Source organism: Paenibacillus plantiphilus (assembly GCF_927798095.1).
GTDB classification, from domain to species: Bacteria; Bacillota; Bacilli; order Paenibacillales; family Paenibacillaceae; genus Paenibacillus_Z; species Paenibacillus_Z plantiphilus.
Genome location: NZ_CAKMMF010000001.1, coordinates 83,876 through 100,610, shown reverse-complemented (window position 1 = coordinate 100,610; position 16,735 = coordinate 83,876). Strand labels below are relative to the sequence as shown.

15 protein-coding genes and 1 riboswitch are annotated in these 16,735 nt (G+C 50.0%); of the genes, 9 read left to right on the top strand and 6 right to left on the bottom strand.

Going from position 1 to position 16,735, the window contains the following annotated elements:
* Positions 1 to 181: 181 nt before the first annotated feature.
* A riboswitch (cyclic di-AMP (ydaO/yuaA leader) is annotated at positions 182 to 357 on the top strand.
* A gap of 111 nt (positions 358 to 468) precedes the next feature.
* Positions 469 to 1,827, top strand: coding sequence for a TrkH family potassium uptake protein (locus tag L6H65_RS00390; protein ID WP_236338247.1), 1,359 nt, complete (start codon positions 469 to 471; stop codon positions 1,825 to 1,827).
* Positions 1,828 to 1,843: 16 nt separating this feature from the next.
* A complete protein-coding gene (locus L6H65_RS00385; RefSeq protein ID WP_236338246.1) occupies positions 1,844 to 2,506 on the top strand; it encodes a potassium channel family protein in 663 nt (220 codons plus the stop codon).
* A gap of 139 nt (positions 2,507 to 2,645) precedes the next feature.
* On the opposite strand, the gene L6H65_RS00380 is transcribed toward L6H65_RS00385, so the two are convergent.
* Positions 2,646 to 3,542 (bottom strand): LysR family transcriptional regulator, encoded by an 897-nt coding sequence (locus L6H65_RS00380; protein ID WP_236338245.1) that lies wholly within the window; start codon positions 3,540 to 3,542, stop codon positions 2,646 to 2,648.
* Between the two features lie 218 nt (positions 3,543 to 3,760).
* On the opposite strand from L6H65_RS00380, the gene L6H65_RS00375 reads away from it, so the two are divergent.
* From L6H65_RS00375 to L6H65_RS00360, 4 genes are all read left to right on the top strand, one after another.
* Positions 3,761 to 4,432: a succinate dehydrogenase cytochrome b558 subunit gene (locus L6H65_RS00375; protein ID WP_236338244.1), complete on the top strand. Its 672-nt coding sequence runs from the start codon at positions 3,761 to 3,763 to the stop codon at positions 4,430 to 4,432.
* Between the two features lie 24 nt (positions 4,433 to 4,456).
* Complete coding sequence (gene sdhA, locus L6H65_RS00370) at positions 4,457 to 6,205, top strand: succinate dehydrogenase flavoprotein subunit (protein ID WP_236338243.1); 1,749 nt, start codon at positions 4,457 to 4,459, stop codon at positions 6,203 to 6,205.
* Between the two features lie 28 nt (positions 6,206 to 6,233).
* Positions 6,234 to 6,998 carry a succinate dehydrogenase iron-sulfur subunit gene (gene sdhB / locus L6H65_RS00365; RefSeq protein ID WP_236338242.1) on the top strand — a complete coding sequence of 255 codons (765 nt, stop codon included), beginning with the start codon at positions 6,234 to 6,236 and terminating at the stop codon, positions 6,996 to 6,998.
* A gap of 288 nt (positions 6,999 to 7,286) precedes the next feature.
* Positions 7,287 to 8,873 carry a stalk domain-containing protein gene (locus L6H65_RS00360; RefSeq protein ID WP_236338241.1) on the top strand — a complete coding sequence of 529 codons (1,587 nt, stop codon included), beginning with the start codon at positions 7,287 to 7,289 and terminating at the stop codon, positions 8,871 to 8,873.
* Between the two features lie 133 nt (positions 8,874 to 9,006).
* On the opposite strand, the gene L6H65_RS00355 is transcribed toward L6H65_RS00360, so the two are convergent.
* A complete protein-coding gene (locus tag L6H65_RS00355; protein WP_236338240.1) occupies positions 9,007 to 9,315 on the bottom strand; it encodes a winged helix-turn-helix transcriptional regulator in 309 nt (102 codons plus the stop codon).
* Positions 9,316 to 9,560: 245 nt separating this feature from the next.
* Here L6H65_RS00355 and L6H65_RS00350 point away from each other — a divergent pair, with 245 nt between their 5' ends.
* Entirely contained in the window at positions 9,561 to 10,397 is an 837-nt protein-coding gene (locus L6H65_RS00350) for a DUF695 domain-containing protein (protein ID WP_236338238.1), read from the top strand.
* Between the two features lie 186 nt (positions 10,398 to 10,583).
* Here L6H65_RS00350 and L6H65_RS00345 read toward each other — a convergent pair whose 3' ends face one another.
* Both L6H65_RS00345 and L6H65_RS00340 read right to left on the bottom strand, forming a co-directional pair.
* Entirely contained in the window at positions 10,584 to 11,393 is an 810-nt protein-coding gene (locus L6H65_RS00345) for a histidinol-phosphatase (protein ID WP_236338236.1), read from the bottom strand.
* Between the two features lie 15 nt (positions 11,394 to 11,408).
* On the bottom strand, positions 11,409 to 12,311 hold the full coding sequence (locus L6H65_RS00340; RefSeq protein WP_236338234.1) for a LysR family transcriptional regulator: 903 nt from the start codon (positions 12,309 to 12,311) through the stop codon (positions 11,409 to 11,411).
* 225 nt (positions 12,312 to 12,536) lie between these two features.
* On the opposite strand from L6H65_RS00340, the gene L6H65_RS00335 reads away from it, so the two are divergent.
* Positions 12,537 to 13,811, top strand: a complete 1,275-nt coding sequence (locus tag L6H65_RS00335; RefSeq protein ID WP_236338233.1) for an MFS transporter — start codon at positions 12,537 to 12,539, stop codon at positions 13,809 to 13,811.
* 84 nt (positions 13,812 to 13,895) lie between these two features.
* Here L6H65_RS00335 and L6H65_RS00330 read toward each other — a convergent pair whose 3' ends face one another.
* Together L6H65_RS00330 and L6H65_RS00325 are read right to left on the bottom strand one after the other, a co-directional pair.
* A complete protein-coding gene (locus tag L6H65_RS00330; RefSeq protein ID WP_236338232.1) occupies positions 13,896 to 14,384 on the bottom strand; it encodes a GNAT family N-acetyltransferase in 489 nt (162 codons plus the stop codon).
* 54 nt (positions 14,385 to 14,438) lie between these two features.
* On the bottom strand, positions 14,439 to 15,077 hold the full coding sequence (locus L6H65_RS00325; RefSeq protein WP_236338231.1) for a LysE family translocator: 639 nt from the start codon (positions 15,075 to 15,077) through the stop codon (positions 14,439 to 14,441).
* Positions 15,078 to 15,225: 148 nt separating this feature from the next.
* Between L6H65_RS00325 and L6H65_RS00320 the strand changes: the two genes are divergently transcribed.
* Positions 15,226 to 16,677, top strand: a complete 1,452-nt coding sequence (locus L6H65_RS00320) for an aminotransferase-like domain-containing protein (protein WP_236338230.1) — start codon at positions 15,226 to 15,228, stop codon at positions 16,675 to 16,677.
* Positions 16,678 to 16,735 lie beyond the last annotated feature (58 nt).

The following is a 16,735-nucleotide window of genomic DNA, read 5'->3' as shown; positions in this document are numbered from 1 at the left end:
TTCCGTATTTATCCATCCAATTGCGGTCATTTTCATACATTGGGCGAGATAGAGGCTGGATAATACAAGCCCTGAGCCGATTTAAGCGGCGCATGGGGTTAATATGGCGTTTTTCGGTTCTATTTCTCCTTAATTGTCGGTTGTTCTTTCTATACCATTGGTTTTATAATGTGAATCAATTGCATATGAAAAGCCGAATTTCACACGAAATCGGGGGAACCAACTGCTGTCGAAGATATGGGCATCATGAACAAGATGCTGCTCGGCGGCAAGGGGTGAATTTCGCGCAAGCGAATAGGGCGGCCTGTCCGGGCCCGAATCCGTCAGCTAACCTCGTAGGCTTCATGGAACAGGACTCACCGCATCATTGCATTGGGACTCCAGTGCTTTTTTTGTGCGCTGAATCTGCAATGGAAGTGAAAGGGCGTTCAACGTTTCTGTATTGCAGATTTTCAAGTGAGTGGGGGTATGACTATCATTTCTTTCTTTCGTTTGAGCAGATGGTCGCCGCCCCGTGTGTTAATGACAGGTTTCGCGCTCATTATCCTCATCGGGGGCGTGCTGCTGTCGATGCCGTTCGCATCGCGAGACGGCACTGCAACTGCATTTATCGATGCCTTGTTCACTGCTACTTCAGCTACTTGTGTCACAGGACTTGTAACCGTGGATACGGGAAGCCACTATTCCATTGCAGGACAGATCATCATTCTTATTCTCATTCAGATCGGCGGACTTGGCTTCATGACGATGGCGACATTGTTCGCGCTCGTTCTCCGCAAGCGGATTTCGCTCAAGGAGCGGCTAATTCTGCAGGAAGCGATGAATCAGAACAGTATGGAAGGGATAGTCAGACTGATCCGCAAGGTGGTCCTCTATGCCTTTATCATTGAGCTGGTCGGCGCCGCGTTATTCGCGATTCGCTGGTCGCTTGATATGCCGCTTGGGCAAGCGATCTACTTTGGGATCTTCCATGGCGTATCGATGTTCAACAACGCAGGCTTTGACCTGTTCGGCCAATTCGGCACGCCTTATGTCAGCTTCACGCAATATGTGAACGATCCGCTCGTTAATATCGTGACCATGCTTCTTATTATATTGGGAGGCATCGGCTTTATCGTTATGTCCGATCTGCTTGAATTCCGCACCCTGCGGCGGCTTTCACTGCACTCCAAGGTCGTATTGTCGGCAACGGGAGCATTAATCGGGGTCGGAACGATTGTAATCTTCATCTTTGAATTTTCGAATAAGGGAACACTAGGCTCACTTGGCTGGGGCGGCAAAATATTGGCTTCCTTCTACCAGTCAGTTTCTCCTAGAACGGCCGGACCTAATACGGTTGATCTTGCATCACTGAGACAGGCCACGCAATTTTTTATCATTATTCTTATGTTTATCGGCGCTTCGCCGGGCTCGACCGGCGGCGGGATCAAGACGACTACATTTACGACATTGATCGGCGCCGTTATTGCCATGATAAGAGGCAAAGAGGATATTGTGCTGTTCAACTATCGTCTGGCGCGCGAGCGAATCTTCAAGGCATTGACCATTACGGTGCTGTCGTTGGCTCTCGTCGTGTTCGTTACGATGGTGCTTTCAACAACAGAGGATAAAGCTTTTATCAAAATATTATTCGAAACAACTTCCGCCTTCGGCACCGTCGGATTATCGCTTGGCGTAACTCCGGAGCTGTCGATGATCGGCAAGATCATTATATGCCTTACTATGTTTGCCGGACGGCTTGGTCCGCTTACGCTTGCGTATGCGCTTGGACCGCGTACAGAGAAAGAGCTGTACAGGCATCCGGAAGGGAAAATTATTATCGGATAGGGGAATAGGAAGCAGGATGAAGACCAAACAGTTTGTCATTATCGGCCTCGGCCGTTTCGGATCAAGCCTTGCAAGGGAATTAATTGAGCTGGGCTACGAGGTGCTCGGTGTTGACAAGGACGAGGAAGTTGTGCAGGAAATGAGCCATGTGCTCACCCATGCCGTCGTTGCGGAATCGACCGACGAGGAGGTATTGCGCTCGCTGGGCGTGCGCAATTTCGATACGGGCGTAGTGGCGATCGGCGATGATATACAGGCGAGTATTCTGACTACGATTCTGCTGACCGATCTTGGCGTTAAGCATGTTGTGGCGAAGGCAATGACGGAGCTGCACGGCAGGGTGCTGGAGAAAATCGGCGTGCATCGCGTTGTCTACCCGGAGCGGGACATGGGCATTCGCGTCGCGCATCAGCTCGTATCCCCGAACCTGCTGGATTACATTGAATTGTCCAAGGAATATACGATTGCGGAGCTTTCTGTTCCCAAATGCTTATCCGGCAAATCGTTGCAGGAGCTTAATCCGCGCGCCAAATACGGCTGCAGCATCGTGGCGATCAACAAGCCAAGCGGCATCATTATTGCGCCAGCAGCTACGGATGAATTGCAGGAGAAGGATGTTATGGTCGTCATCGGCACGAATGATCAAATCGAGGAATTCGAACGGTCGGTCACACGCTGATTCGGCTTGGAGAGCAAGGATTGCTATGCGGCGGCAGTACGGATGGATTTAGATGTGAAAGTTGGCAACAATATAAGGACAGGGCTGCAGCAAGCAGCTGCTGTCCTTTCTTTAATTAGAAGGAATCGGCGGCGCATACCTATTGCGGCCGCTTGAAATGCGATGTGATATGGTCAATCCACAGCCTTACCGCAGGGCTGAGGCTTTCTTCCTCTGCGTGAATAAGCGAGGTCGTCCGTTTCGATTCTTCCAGCTCGCGTATCGGGATGACGATCAGATCATTATCGCTGAGCAGCTCCGGGCGCAAATACGATTTGGGCAGCAGCGTTCCGGCGCGGCAGGTGTGCAGGAGACGGAGAATCGCCTCGAAGGAATCGATTTCCATTCGGACATCCGGCCGTAGAAGGAATCGCTCGAACAGCTCGTCCGTCAGAATCCGGTACCAGGTTCCTTTGGAGAACAGAATCATTGGAAGCCCGTTCAAGTCGCCGATAACAGGCTGCCCCTTGTCCATGACAAACTGATTGCGCGGCATGACAAGGACGAGATGATCGTCGAACAGCGGGATGCAGTGCAGCGCAGGATCATCGATCCGCGAAGCAACGATGCCGATATCGGCTTTTCTGTCCCTGACCAGCGTAACGATTTCATGCGTCTTCCCTGTAATGGCCTTAATATCCAGCTCGGGGCTCGTTGCAGTTAACGCCTGAATCAGATCAGGGAGCGTCGTTTGGAGGGTCGTGAGGCTCGCCCCGATCGTCAGCGCTGAACGTCCGGCGGAATTGTAGTCCGCCAGCATTTGCAGGTATCGCAGATGCCGCTGGCGCAGCTCTACAGCGTAATCATAGGTGAGCTGGCCAATGCGCGTCAGCTCCAGCCGCTTGCCGATGCGCCGGAACAGCACAACACCCAGCTCCTCCTCAAGCTTCGCTATTTTGCGCGAGAGGGCGGGCTGCGAGAGATTAAGCTTGGCTGAGGCTTTATTCATGCTTGATTGCTCGACGACGATGGCAAAAACATGCAACTCATCCAACATATCGAAATCCACCGCCTGTATATGCGTATTGGTTATAACCTTTAATGAAAAATATGCAATTCCATTATAAGCGTAAAAGGAGTATGATGTGAAGTGTGGCTAATTTGTGTCGCAAGGATTATTGACGCCAAATTTAGCCAGCGTTACAATGATACATGGTTTTGGCGAAGTTTGGAGAAGAATGCTACCCACAGTCTTGAAAGGAGAACGTAAACGTTATGAAAGGTAATACCTACTTATCGCGCAAGATCCACTCTCTTCTTGGAGTGATCCCGCTCGGCCTGTTCTTCATTGAACATATGGTGACGAATTTCGCCGCAGTCGAAGGCGGCCCGCAGGGCTTCAAGGATGCGGTGATTTTTCTGAACAGCCTGCCGCTTGTTCCGGTTCTGGAGGCGACCCTTATTTGGATTCCGCTGCTGTTCCATGGCGTATACGGTCTGTACATTGCTTATCAGTCCAATCTGAATACGGGACAGTACCATTATGGCCGCAACTGGGCATTTACATTTCAACGGATATCAGGTGTCATTACGTTTATTTTCATTGTCTGGCATCTATACCAGACGCGCGTTCAGGTAGCAATTGGCAATGTAGGGCATGATGAGCTTGGCGGTGTCATGCATGACATCTCTACAAATGTATTATTCCTGATTTTTTACGTGATCGGTGTTGTTGCGGCAGTGTTCCACTTCAGCAACGGCATGTGGTCATTCCTCGTTAGCTGGGGCATTACGGTCGGACCGCGCGCACAGCGCATCTCGTCTTACATTTGGATGGTCGTGTTCGTAATTGTAACGGCTATGTTCCTGATGTCGCTGTTTGCATTCCGCGGAGATGAATTTAAAGAGGCGGCATCTGCTGCTATCGCATGGACGAATATTGTATAGGACTTAGACAAGGAGCGAATCGAGATGGCTAAGAATAAAGTAATTGTCGTCGGAGGCGGCCTTGCCGGTCTGATGGCTACTATAAAAGCAGCGGAAGCAGGCGTGCATGTCGACCTGTTCTCTGTTGTGCCCGTGAAGCGTTCACACTCCGTGTGCGCGCAAGGCGGCATTAACGGTGCGGTGAATACGAAGGGCGAAGGCGACTCCACATGGGAGCACTTCGATGATACAATCTACGGCGGCGACTTTCTTGCGAACCAGCCGCCGGTTAAAGCAATGTGCGATGCGGCGCCAGGCATTATCCACTTGATGGACCGGATGGGCGTTATGTTCAACCGGACGCCGGAGGGCTTGCTTGACTTCCGCCGCTTCGGCGGTACGAAATATCACCGTACAGCATTCGCAGGCGCAACGACCGGCCAGCAGCTGCTGTATGCGCTTGACGAGCAAGTACGCCGCTGGGAGACTGCGGGTCTTGTAACGAAATACGAGCATTGGGAGTTTCTTGGCGCGGTGCTTGACGATGACGGCGTATGCCGCGGCGTATCCTGTCAGGATCTGCGTTCGATGGAAGTGCACATCATTCCTGCGGATGCGGTTATTCTGGCTACTGGCGGACCTGGCATTATTTTTGGCAAAACGACGAACTCTGTCATTAATACAGGAACTGCGGCGAGCGCTGTTTATCAGCAGGGCGTTCATTACGCCAATGGCGAGTTTATCCAGATTCACCCGACAGCCATTCCAGGCGATGACAAGCTGCGCCTTATGTCTGAATCCGCTCGCGGTGAAGGCGGTCGCATCTGGACGTACAAGGACGGCAAGCCATGGTATTTCCTTGAAGAGAAATATCCCGGCTACGGCAACCTCGTTCCGCGCGATATCGCAACTCGCGAAATTTTCCACGTGTGCGTCGATATGAAGCTCGGCGTGAACGGCGAGAACATGGTTTATCTGGACCTGTCGCATAAGGACCCTAAGGAGCTTGATGTCAAGCTTGGCGGCATTATCGAGATCTATGAGAAATTCATGGGCGATGATCCGCGCAAAATCCCGATGAAAATTTTCCCGGCTGTTCATTACTCCATGGGCGGCATGTGGGTCGATTACAATCAAATGACGAACATTCCCGGCCTCTTCGCAGCAGGCGAATGCGAGTATCAATACCATGGCGCGAACCGTCTGGGAGCGAATTCGCTTCTGTCGGCTATCTATGGCGGCATGATTACTGGACCTAAAGCGGTTGAATATATTCGCGGCTTGAAGAAATCCGCTGAGGACATTTCCTCCACCGTGTATGATCGCGAGAAGAAGGTTCAGACCGAGAAGTATGAGCGGATTCTCAAGATGGACGGCTCAGAGAACGCTTACGTGCTGCACAAGGAGCTTGGCGAATGGATGACCAACAACATGACGGTCGTTCGCTACAACAAGAAGCTGGAAGAGACAATTGCGAAGATCAAGGAGCTTAAGGGACGTTTCGGCAACATCAACATTAATGACACGGCACGCTGGAACAATGCAGGCGTCGCCTTCACACGTCAATTATGGAATATGCTGGAGCTGTCCGAAGCGATGACCAAGGGCGCCTTGCTCCGTGATGAAAGCCGTGGCGCGCACTATAAGCCTGATTTCCTTGAGCGCAACGATGAGAAATTCATGAAGACGACGATTGCGAAATGGACGGCGGAAGGTCCGGAAATCTCGTATCAAGATATTGATGTCTCGCTTATTCCACCGCGCAAGCGCGATTATACGACGGACAAGAATTAGGAACGGATAAGAAGAAAGGAGAATAACGATGGCTGACACGACGGTTGCTAACAAAACAATCAAGTTTATTATTACGCGTCAGGACAAACCCGATGCGCCTTCTTATACGGAGCAGTTCGAAATTCCATATCGGCAGAACATGAATGTGATCAGTGCGCTGATGGAGATTCAGCGCAATCCGCAGAAAGCCGATGGAGCAGGCACATCGCCGGTATGCTGGGAATCCAACTGCCTGGAGGAAGTATGCGGCGCTTGCTCGATGGTCATCAACGGCAAGCCGCGTCAGGCTTGTACGGCGCTGGTAGACAAGCTGGAGCAGCCCATCCGCCTGGAGCCGATGAGCACCTTCCCGGTTGTCCGCGACCTTGTCATTAACCGTGAGCGGATGTTTAACGCGCTGAAGCGGGTTAAAGCATGGATTCCGATTGACGGTACGTATGATCTCGGTCCTGGACCGCGGATGGCGGAGACGAAGCGTCAATGGGCGTATGAGCTGTCCAAGTGCATGACATGCGGCGTCTGCCTGGAGGCCTGTCCGAATGTGAATGATCGGAACAGCTTCATCGGTCCTGCAGCGATCTCGCAGGTACGTCTGTTCAATGCTCATCCAACAGGTGAGATGAACAAGGCTGAGCGACTGGATGCGCTTATGGAGGAAGGCGGAATCGAAGGCTGCGGGAATTCGCAGAACTGCGTCCGCTCCTGTCCGAAGGGCATTCCGCTTACAACGTCCATCGCGGCTATGAATAAGGATACGACGAAGCAATTATTCAAGAAGTGGCTTGATTTCTAATTAACCGATCATACGAAGAGGGCTGTCCTGACCGTCATCAGCAATGATGGCAGGGGACAGCCCTTTTTTGTATGAACAGTCGATCGTGGAGGCATGAAAGATTAGTAGAAATATAGGGCTCATAGGAAATTCGGGCTATTTTTATTGACACTAGAGGAAGATGATATGCTACTATAGTTGTTAATAGGTAGTGTTTGCCATAAATAACGGAAAGTGTGATTGTCTTTTTTTAGCGGAACATAGCTGATACGGAGAGAGAAACAACATGATGATGAAGGGGTTTTCACAATGCGCAAACTTTCGATGCTTTTTGTTTTAGTTGCGGCTTTTTTTGTTGGCACTACGAGTGCCTATGCTGCCGAACCTTTATTTAAGGTGTATGTGGATGGTCATCTCGCTGCATCGAACGCTCTGGTTAAGAATGGCTCCACCATCGTTCCATTCAGAAGCATTCTAGCAAAGCTGAACTTTTACATTGAATATGATGCTAGAGCAAAAATAGTGAAAGCTTCCAAGGACAGCACGGAAATTATTTTTACAGTAGGCTCCAAAAGGGCTGTGTTGAACGGGAAGTCTGTTCCGTTGACAGCTGCGCCGGAAGTAATCAACAACAGCACGTATATTCCGCTTCGATTTGTAAGCGAGTCGATGAACTACAATATCGAATTCGATCAACCGACCAAAGCGATCTATATCGACTCCAAAGAAACGACGAGCAGCGAATATTCGCCTCTGGTCACTCCTGCGCCAGCGCCAGAACCGGCGCCTAAGCCAGTGGAGACTGCTCCTGTTAATACGGCGCCGACATCAACCGAGCTTTCTACAAAGGCGATTACAGAATTGAATGACAGCAAGGTCGTCATTGTAAATACAGACACATCACAGGGCAGCGCCGTTAGTCTGGGAGAAGGTGTGTTTATTACTAACTACCATGTAATAGAAGATGCGAAGGCGGTCTCCATCACGGATATTGACGGTAACACACATGATATTGCCGGATATATTTCTTTGGATGAGAAAAGAGATTTGGCATTGATCAAGACAAAGAAGCGCATAACGATGGGTTCCGTTGCGATCGGCACTCCAGGCGATTTGAAAAAGGGTGATAAAGTAGTCGCGATAGGCAGCCCGCTTGGGCAGCAAAACACAGTATCGCAAGGGGTCATAAGCAATATTGGCGTAATCGACGGTGTGAATACATTGCAGATTAGCGTTCCGATTGACCATGGCAGCTCGGGTGGCGGATTATTCGACACACAAGGGAAATTAGTAGGCATCACGAGCTCGGGGATTGATTCAAGCATTGCTGATTTGAATTTTGCGGTATCGATCAGTGAAGCTCGAAGCATGATTAGCAGCATTGCCGGCAAGAGTCATGGTGATATACCAACAACGGCGTTTAGCCCTGCTGCTACTGCTACGAAGCCTGCTACCCCCAATAATGGCGGGTCTGGCGGGTCCAGCTCGGCCAAAGAAGCAGCAACACTCATAACGGAAGGGTTGAATAAAGGGGTAACCTTTATTCCAACCGATGAAGCTGACATTCCGCTGGAAACTTGGGTGGGCGGCGTGCCGACCGGCCGAGTATTCATTATGAGCCAGATGCTTGGCGAGAACTATCTCACTTATCTGGAAGGATGGCCGAATAACAAAAGCGATGTTAAAATCTGGGCGACTGCACTTGGCGAAACTGTGAGTGAGCACTTCCCCGGACACGATGTTGTTATGGTTGTTTATTACGAAGGATTTTTCAAAACCTATCCTGATGGTTTCAAGCCATCAGAAATCACTACCGTCAATGGCGGATATGAAGTGACTCATTTCATTGTTACCATCATGATAGAGGACGGCGTAGTGACTACTATTGTAGGATAAAATCGCAGAGCATTGAGTTGTGAGAGGGCTGTTCCACTAGTAGTTGCTACTATAGGGACAGCCCTCGGTCTTTGACGCCCGAAGCTCGGCGGCATATACAGCAAAAAAGCTGCCGTATCCATAACGGCAGCTCTTAACACCAATCCTCGCTCCAATCCTGAATGGATTGAATAACAGGCTCCAATCCGCGTCCTTTGTCAGTAAGCTCATATTCGATCCGGACAGGCATCTCCGGATAAACTTGTCGTTTAATGATCTGACATTGCTCTAGCTCTTTCATTCGGTCAGTCAACATTTTGTCGCTCATCTCGGGAATCTGCTCTTTAATTTCCTTGAACCGCTTAGGTCCGCCAAGAAGGACACGAACGATCAGACCCGTCCATTTCTTGCCCAGCAAATCCGACGCGCACTCATACTTTGGGCACATTTTGGAATAATCCATGGTATCACCCCTCTTTAACTTCTTCTATTGTAGCATAAATGAGTTCAATTGCGTGCAGCTTTCGACATGAATTGCGAAATACTATAAAATAACTATATACAATATATAAGTAAGTTAAGTTGCGGTGAATAAAGCGATGGTGCATAATAAGTCGAATAATGATTAGCACGCACACGGGTGAAAACGTTATAATAGAATAGATAAAATTCATTACTTCGGAGATGTCTACAGGATCGAGGTGCTTCATGAGTGACAATTGGGGTTTCTATGAACGCCGTACAGAATCGGAGCAGCTGCGCGTCCTGGTTAACGCTGGCTTTAAAACGGACGCCCCATTGGAAGGTTACAATGATCTGCTATCGGTTACCGTCAATTTATATCCCGTACGTGAGAAGAATCATACCAAGCGCGAATTTGTGAAGCTTCTGGAACGTTTCGAGGCTGGGCTGGAGCAATGGCTCCAAAGCTTGGGTGAGGCTCATTATGTTGGTCGAATCAATTCCTTGACCCGACTTGAATTTTATTATTACATTGGCAACGGAACTGTGAACGAGGGAATGATTCGCGAGTGGGTCGACAGTAACTGGAAGTTCCGTGTGCAATATTATATGAAGCGGGATCCGCAATGGACGTTCTATAATTATATGTTGCCTGATCAGCTCGAAGAGCTGTTCGTTCATAATGCCCAGATGATCTATGCGTTGATTCACAAGGGCGACAATATTAATCAGCCGCGCAATGTATACCACTGGCTGCTCTTTCAGCATGATATGGACCGTCAGGAAATGGAAGCAACCTTGAAGAATATGGGGTACAGCATAGAGAAGGACAAGCAGACGGAGCCGGACAACAGCTATCCATACCCGCTTGTCATCAGCAAGTTTGAAGATGTGCGTCTTGATACGGTCAATGACCGTGTAAGAGAGCTATACCGCCTTATAGCAGGGTACGGAGGGCGTTATGACGGCTGGGGTTCCATAATGAAGCAATCCTCCGGTCATCGTGTGAAGCAAGGGCTCCGGCGTTTATTGGGACGGATAGAGTCCTCCATTAGGAAAATGCGCTCCACTCGAAGATCGTAGAGGACTGTCCGGCCACAGCTATCTGCTCCTTCTCAGTATCTGGATCAAGGGGCCAAGCAATTTGTTACACAAATGAAATGCTGTTGTTATCTCTTTATCACATTCGTGGGCTATTATAATAAACAAGACCCCCTTTTAACGATATATGATTTGGGACCTGTAGCGTGCAGGTCCATTTTTTTTGTCTTAAAGGGGAACGACAATTGGCTTCTTCTGTTTGTAATATACCCAATGCTTGAACCCGATCTCCTTCAACCTCTGCCGTACAAGCTCCCAATCATCGCCAACCCGGCTCGGAATATGAGAATCAGAGCCGAACGTCACCTCCACCCCATAGAACAACGCCCGCTCCAGAATGGCATCGGATGGATACCAGCCGCCCACATATTTGGTCTTGCCTGACGTATTAATTTCAATTGCAGTGCTGCTCTCGGCTATGACGCTGAGCGTGGAATCGATTGCTTCGTCGGCTGCGATGTCGGAGAAGGGGGGATAATAGCCCTTCATCGCATCAATATGTCCAAGCACCTGAAAGGCGCCGCTGCGCGCGGATTGGGCAATAAGCTCATAGTAATGCTGCTTCTCTTCAACCTGCACGGGGGTGGATAAATTTTTCCACCGATTGCGATTGAAGATGCTCACGCCGCGTGTCTGATGAATGGAGCCGATAATATAGTCGAATGGATATTGCTCGTATACACTTTTGTACAGCTCAATATGCTCGGGATAATAATCCGACTCAACGCCGAGCAGCACGTCAATGGTTCCTTCATACTTGGCCTTCAGCCGAAGGACCTCCTCGACATAACCCGCAAATGCGCTCTTCGCCATCGCGATGCCTGGCTGGGGCTGATCGATTTCATTGGCAAAGTATGGCGAATGATCAGAGATGCCGATCACGTTCAGCTCTGCTTTTATCGCTGCCTGTATGTAATCCTCAATAGTGCCGTCTGCATGTCCGCAGCGGAAATGGTGGGTATGTAGATCGAATTTCATGATAGTCGCTGCCTCCTATTCGCTGCTGATGAATTGATCCTCCGGCATGCCCTTCACATCACTGAGAAACTGCTGCATCGCAGAGTTCAAATAACGTCCTGACTTGTATACGACACCGACGGGGTGGCTCAGGTCCAACTCATTTACCTTGATTCTGTTCAGCGTTCCCAGCCGTACTTCATTAACGATGGACAGCTTGGAGACGACAGCGGCGCCGAGATTGATCTCGACCATCCGTTTCACTTCTTCGCTGCTAGACAGCTCCATGACGATATTCGGCTGAAGATTGTAGCGTTTGAAGATTTGGTCGAGGAATCGTCGTCCAAGGGTATCTGGCGAGAGCATAATCATGGGAATATCCTTGAGGGATTCTACCGTTGTATGCTTGAGGTGGCTCATCGGGTGCTCTGGAGAGACGACAAGCTCATACGTGTCGTAGTAAAGAATAGAGGTTTCGACGTTGGGATTGCGTTCTGACAGGTAGGTAATGCCTATATCCAAAGTGCCATTCTCTACACTGGCCATGACCTGCGAGGAGGGCATGGAATGAATCCTTGTCTTTATCATTGGGAATTGATCCTTAAAATATGACAATACCCGAGGCAAAATTTGAACGGCTATAGATGCAGTTGTGCCAAGCACGATTTGTCCTTGCGGGATCTGGTTCAGGTCTGACAGCTTCTGCTTGAGCTCCTCGACAATTGCGAGGATTTGCTCGCCATGCTCCAGAAACACTTGACCGCGGTCGGTTAGCGTAACGGGCTGGTTCCGATCGATCAGAACGGTTTTGAACTCGTCCTCCAGACTTTTGATCTGTGCGGAAACGGCTGGTTGCGTCAGATTGAGCAGCTCGCCTGCTTTGCGGAAGCTCATCGTCTTGGAGATCGTCAATAACGTTTCGAGCTGACTAATGTTCATTGAATCCTCCAATTCGATTAAAGATTTTTATCACCTATCTATATATTATAAATGAAAACGGTACGGACAGCAAAAGGTAAAAGTGATGCTGCATCTTGACAGAATGACTGGAATGAGAATAGTTTTAGAGATTCTTTACATAGATATCAGAAGGAATCAGTGCAGGGCTGTCGAAAGGAAAATAATAGCATTTACTTCGTTGTCATAATGAGAGGAGCAGTTCAGTTGAATCACAAAGCAGTCCGGGGTTGGTTAATGTATGATTGGGCCAACTCAGCATTTGCCACAACCATTCTGGCGGCGATTATGCCGATTTATTACGTATCGGTAGCCGGAATTCATTTGTCTGAAGAGACAGCGGCCTATTATTGGGGTTTCACGCAAACAATAGCAACGCTATCAGTCGCTCTTCTGTCTCCTATTATGGGGGCGATTGCCGACTATACGGGCTCCAAGATGAAGTTTCTATCCTTCTTCGCGGTTCTCGGAGCGCTTGCGAGCGCTGCCATGGCCTTTACCGGGGAGGGAGATTGGCTCCTGACGTCTATTCTTGTCATTGTCGGAACGATCGGCTTCTCGACAGGGAATACCTTCTACGATGGGCTGCTCGTTGATATCGCGCCTCCTGAGAAGCGAGATGCGATTAGTATGCGGGGATTCGCGTACGGCTATTTGGGCGGGGGGCTGCTGCTAACCCTGAACATTGCGATGATTGAGGGCTGGAAAATGTTCGGCTTCCCGGATAAAACGATTGCCACTCAAACGGCATTTTTCACAGTAGGGCTGTGGTGGCTTCTATTTGCGATTCCGGTTATGCGGCATGTGAAGGATAAGGCTGTACAGCGGTCAGCCAGCGGGCTTGGCGATACCTTCAAGAACGGCTTTGTCCGTATCAAGCATACGATAAAGACGCTGAAGCGTTATCCGGAGCTGCTTAAATATATGATCTCGTACTGGTTTTATAATGATGGCATCAACACGGTAATCGTCATGGCAACGGTTTACGGCAAAGGAATCGGAATCGGCACGCTGCATTTGATCATCGCGCTCCTTATTACGCAGTTTATCGCATATCCAAGCACACTGCTGTTTATTCGGCTGGCATCGGGCTTTGGCGTCAAAAAATCGTTGTACGGATCGCTCTCGCTATACGTGTTGATCGTCATTCTCGGATATTTCATGACGAATGCGGCTCACTTCTACGCGCTGGCTGTAATGGTTGGCCTTGTACAAGGCGGCAGCCAGGCGATATCGCGCTCCATCTACGCGAATCTGGTGCCTCCTTCGCGTACGGCAGAGTTCTTCGGATTTCTGAGTCTGTCCAGCAAGTTCTCCTCGGCTGCGGGCCCCTTCATATTCTCCATCACGGGGACGTTGACAGGCTCGATCCGGTTAGCAATATTATCTTTGATCGGCTTCTTCGTCATCGGCATGATTATGCTTATATTCGTTAATTTGGAGAAGGGGCGCGTGCAGGCTTTAGCTGAAGAGAATGCGTAGCTGATAGCCATCTGCACCGCGCGCAGCTCCAAGCGCGGTGCTTCGCTGCATGATGGCGGGTCGGTCGACCACGCCCGGCGGCCATTATTCCCGCTGGAACGGCGACAGAGGCTTCGACATCGTAACAGACACATCACTTCCTACAGAGTAGGGAATATGCTCGATTATGCGATAGCCAAGCTTCTCATACATGCTGATATTGGCAGGGAGGGACATGCGAACCTCAAGCTGCATCTCGTGTTTCCCAAGTCTGGCAGCCTCCTGTTCTGCGAAAGCAAGCAGCGATGTCGCGAAACCTCTTCCTCTGTAATTCGGCAGGACAGAGATTCGTCCAATGTAAACATGATCCTGCTTGACCAAATAACGTGCGGAAGCGATCGGCAGTGCGCCGATCCTTCCAATAATTGCGCGTCCTGCCTGTTCCGCCAGCATGACATGCAAATCCTCTTCCTGCTCCTGCAGCGCGCCTGACGGTGGATACAGGAAGCCGGCATATTCGGCGAATGCCTGCTGCATGATGCGATAGACAAGGTGCAGCTCATGATCCTCTGCATGATGAATGGCGATGTCCATTCGTATTTCTCCTCCTCTGCTTATGCCTCACTTTTATCGCTTCCTATCCTCCATTTACAGTGATTGCAGGCCATCGATAAACACTTTTACAGTTAAAACAAGAAAAATAGCAGCAGACACCAAGGATACGACTCGCACGAAACCGACGCTTGCCCGCTTGCGGGATATGCCCGAAAGAATGGCGATGAATGCCGACCACAGAAGTCCCGCAATAAAAAAGCCGGAGATAAAGATAATCAGTGTTCGGGATTCCCGAACCTCGAAGGTAGCGAGCAGAGGACCGGCAACGACGACGAACCAGAGTATGACAGATGGAGATGACAGGGCAAGGCCAAGTCCCCACAGAAAGTATTTCTTGCCCGACCGTGAAGCTGCCCCGTCATTGTCCAGCTCAAGCTTATCCGGCTTCAGCGTCTTCTTAATCATCTGGAAGGTCAAGTAGGCAAGAACAATCGTACCCCCGATCCACAACACCCATCTGATGAATGGAATCTGGAAAATGACGGCCACTCCAAGCAAAGACAGAATCAGATACGTCAAGTCTCCGAAGCATGATCCGAAGCCAAGCATGAATGCTTGCCTGAAGCCCTTCTCTAATCCGGTCTTGATCATGGCTACATTAACCATGCCCAGGTCACAGCATAATGATAATGAGAACAGGAAGCCTTTAATAAAGGGAAGCAGCAGTTCCATGATGAAATATTCCTCCGCATCTGTTATTTTTTTCATTATCATATAAAATGTTAGTTATCATGTCATCAACCAATTGGCATCTGATTTCGCAGGCCAATTTGAATAGATTTGTCGAATGAGTGTTCTACTAGAGGGGAGCAGGTCGAGTGTGAAGCTGGATTTGGATCGGGGGCATAATGAGCCCCTTCATCAACAGATCGTCAGACAGGTGGAGACGTTGATTCTAAGCGGAGAACTGCCGCCAGGAAGCGGGATGCCGACGGAGAGGCATCTTGCCTCGCTTCTGAGGATTCATCGCAGTACGGTAACCAAAGCCTATGAGCAGCTTCGTGCAGCGGGCTTGATTCATTCTGTCCAGGGACGAGGGACCTTTGTCGCCGATAGTATGTGGGATTTGCAGACCAACCATTTTCCCCGCTGGTCGCAATATATGTCATCCGGCGTGTTTCGTCCGACGATCTCGCTGCTTCGCAAGGTTCATCAATTAACGCCGGACCCGAGCTATATTAATTTGGCTGATGGGGAAGTGTCGCTGGACCTGCTGCCGACTGCCATTATGAAGGAGCTATTGAAGGGGGAGGATATGGCCTCCTTCATGCACTACTCTGATCCCAGGGGAGAGCGTAAGTTTCGGCAGGCAATAGCAAGACATGTTCAGAAGCAGTATGGAATTGAGGCTGATGAGGATGAGATTCTCGTTACCTCAGGCGGTCAGCAAGCGATGCATCTGATTACACAATGCCTGCTGTCATCCGGGGACAGCATAGCGATAGAATGCCCTTCCTATCATTATTCGCTGCCGCTGTTCATGTCCTCGGGCATTCGGCTGCTGCGTATTCCGGTCGATCAGGATGGGATGATTCCGTCATCGCTGCCGGAGCTGCATCGCGCCCATCGTATCCGAATGGTCATTACAAGCCCGACCTATCAGAATCCGACGGGCGTTGTTCTTGCGAAGGAGAGGAGATTGGAGCTGATTCGAATATGCAGGGGACTGTCCATTCCGATTGTAGAGGATCATACCTTTAGCGATATACGCCTGCATGGGGAAGCTCCGCCGCTGCCGCTTATCGCGAATACTGGAGTGGAGGGCTCCGTGCTGTATTTCGGCAGCTTGTCCAAATCTGCGGCGCCGGGATTCCGCATTGGCTGGATAATCGGTCCGAGAAGCGTAATCTCGCGAATGGCGGATATTAAGCAGCAATTCGATTTCGGCACGAGCCCGCTTATGCAGGAGTTGACCAGCCGGTATCTGGAGTCAGGGGGCTGGTCTGAGCAGCTCGAAAGAATTCGCGCCGCATTAAGTCGTAATCAGGAAACGATGCTGCATGCGCTGGACAGGCATCTGCAAGGAAAGGCGGAGTGGACGCGTCCGGGAGGAGGCTATCATATATGGTGCAGATTGCTGCAGCCTGCAGCCGAAACCTCCCTGCTGGAGGAAGGCATTCGGCAAGGCGTTCTGATGGTTCCCGGGCGTGTATATGGCGCAGAGGCGGGCTATGTCAGGCTGTCTTACGCACGAGCTAACGAGGGAGAGATTGCAGAGGGAATTGCCCGATTGGCGAGGGCGGTGTCCATTGTGGCAGTGGGGCAGCGATGAAGATGAAGACGAAGCTACATTAAGCTAACGGCAGAATAGTTCGATCCCTAAAGATGGT

Coding starts and splice junctions, on each gene's coding strand:
- L6H65_RS00390 (WP_236338247.1), top strand. CDS start 469: ATGACTATCATTTCTTTCTTTCGTTTGAGCAGATGGTCGCCGCCCCGT.
- L6H65_RS00385 (WP_236338246.1), top strand. CDS start 1,844: ATGAAGACCAAACAGTTTGTCATTATCGGCCTCGGCCGTTTCGGATCA.
- L6H65_RS00380 (WP_236338245.1), bottom strand. CDS start 3,542: ATGTTGGATGAGTTGCATGTTTTTGCCATCGTCGTCGAGCAATCAAGC.
- L6H65_RS00375 (WP_236338244.1), top strand. CDS start 3,761: ATGAAAGGTAATACCTACTTATCGCGCAAGATCCACTCTCTTCTTGGA.
- sdhA (WP_236338243.1), top strand. CDS start 4,457: ATGGCTAAGAATAAAGTAATTGTCGTCGGAGGCGGCCTTGCCGGTCTG.
- sdhB (WP_236338242.1), top strand. CDS start 6,234: ATGGCTGACACGACGGTTGCTAACAAAACAATCAAGTTTATTATTACG.
- L6H65_RS00360 (WP_236338241.1), top strand. CDS start 7,287: ATGCGCAAACTTTCGATGCTTTTTGTTTTAGTTGCGGCTTTTTTTGTT.
- L6H65_RS00355 (WP_236338240.1), bottom strand. CDS start 9,315: ATGGATTATTCCAAAATGTGCCCAAAGTATGAGTGCGCGTCGGATTTG.
- L6H65_RS00350 (WP_236338238.1), top strand. CDS start 9,561: ATGAGTGACAATTGGGGTTTCTATGAACGCCGTACAGAATCGGAGCAG.
- L6H65_RS00345 (WP_236338236.1), bottom strand. CDS start 11,393: ATGAAATTCGATCTACATACCCACCATTTCCGCTGCGGACATGCAGAC.
- L6H65_RS00340 (WP_236338234.1), bottom strand. CDS start 12,311: ATGAACATTAGTCAGCTCGAAACGTTATTGACGATCTCCAAGACGATG.
- L6H65_RS00330 (WP_236338232.1), bottom strand. CDS start 14,384: ATGGACATCGCCATTCATCATGCAGAGGATCATGAGCTGCACCTTGTC.
- L6H65_RS00325 (WP_236338231.1), bottom strand. CDS start 15,077: ATGGAACTGCTGCTTCCCTTTATTAAAGGCTTCCTGTTCTCATTATCA.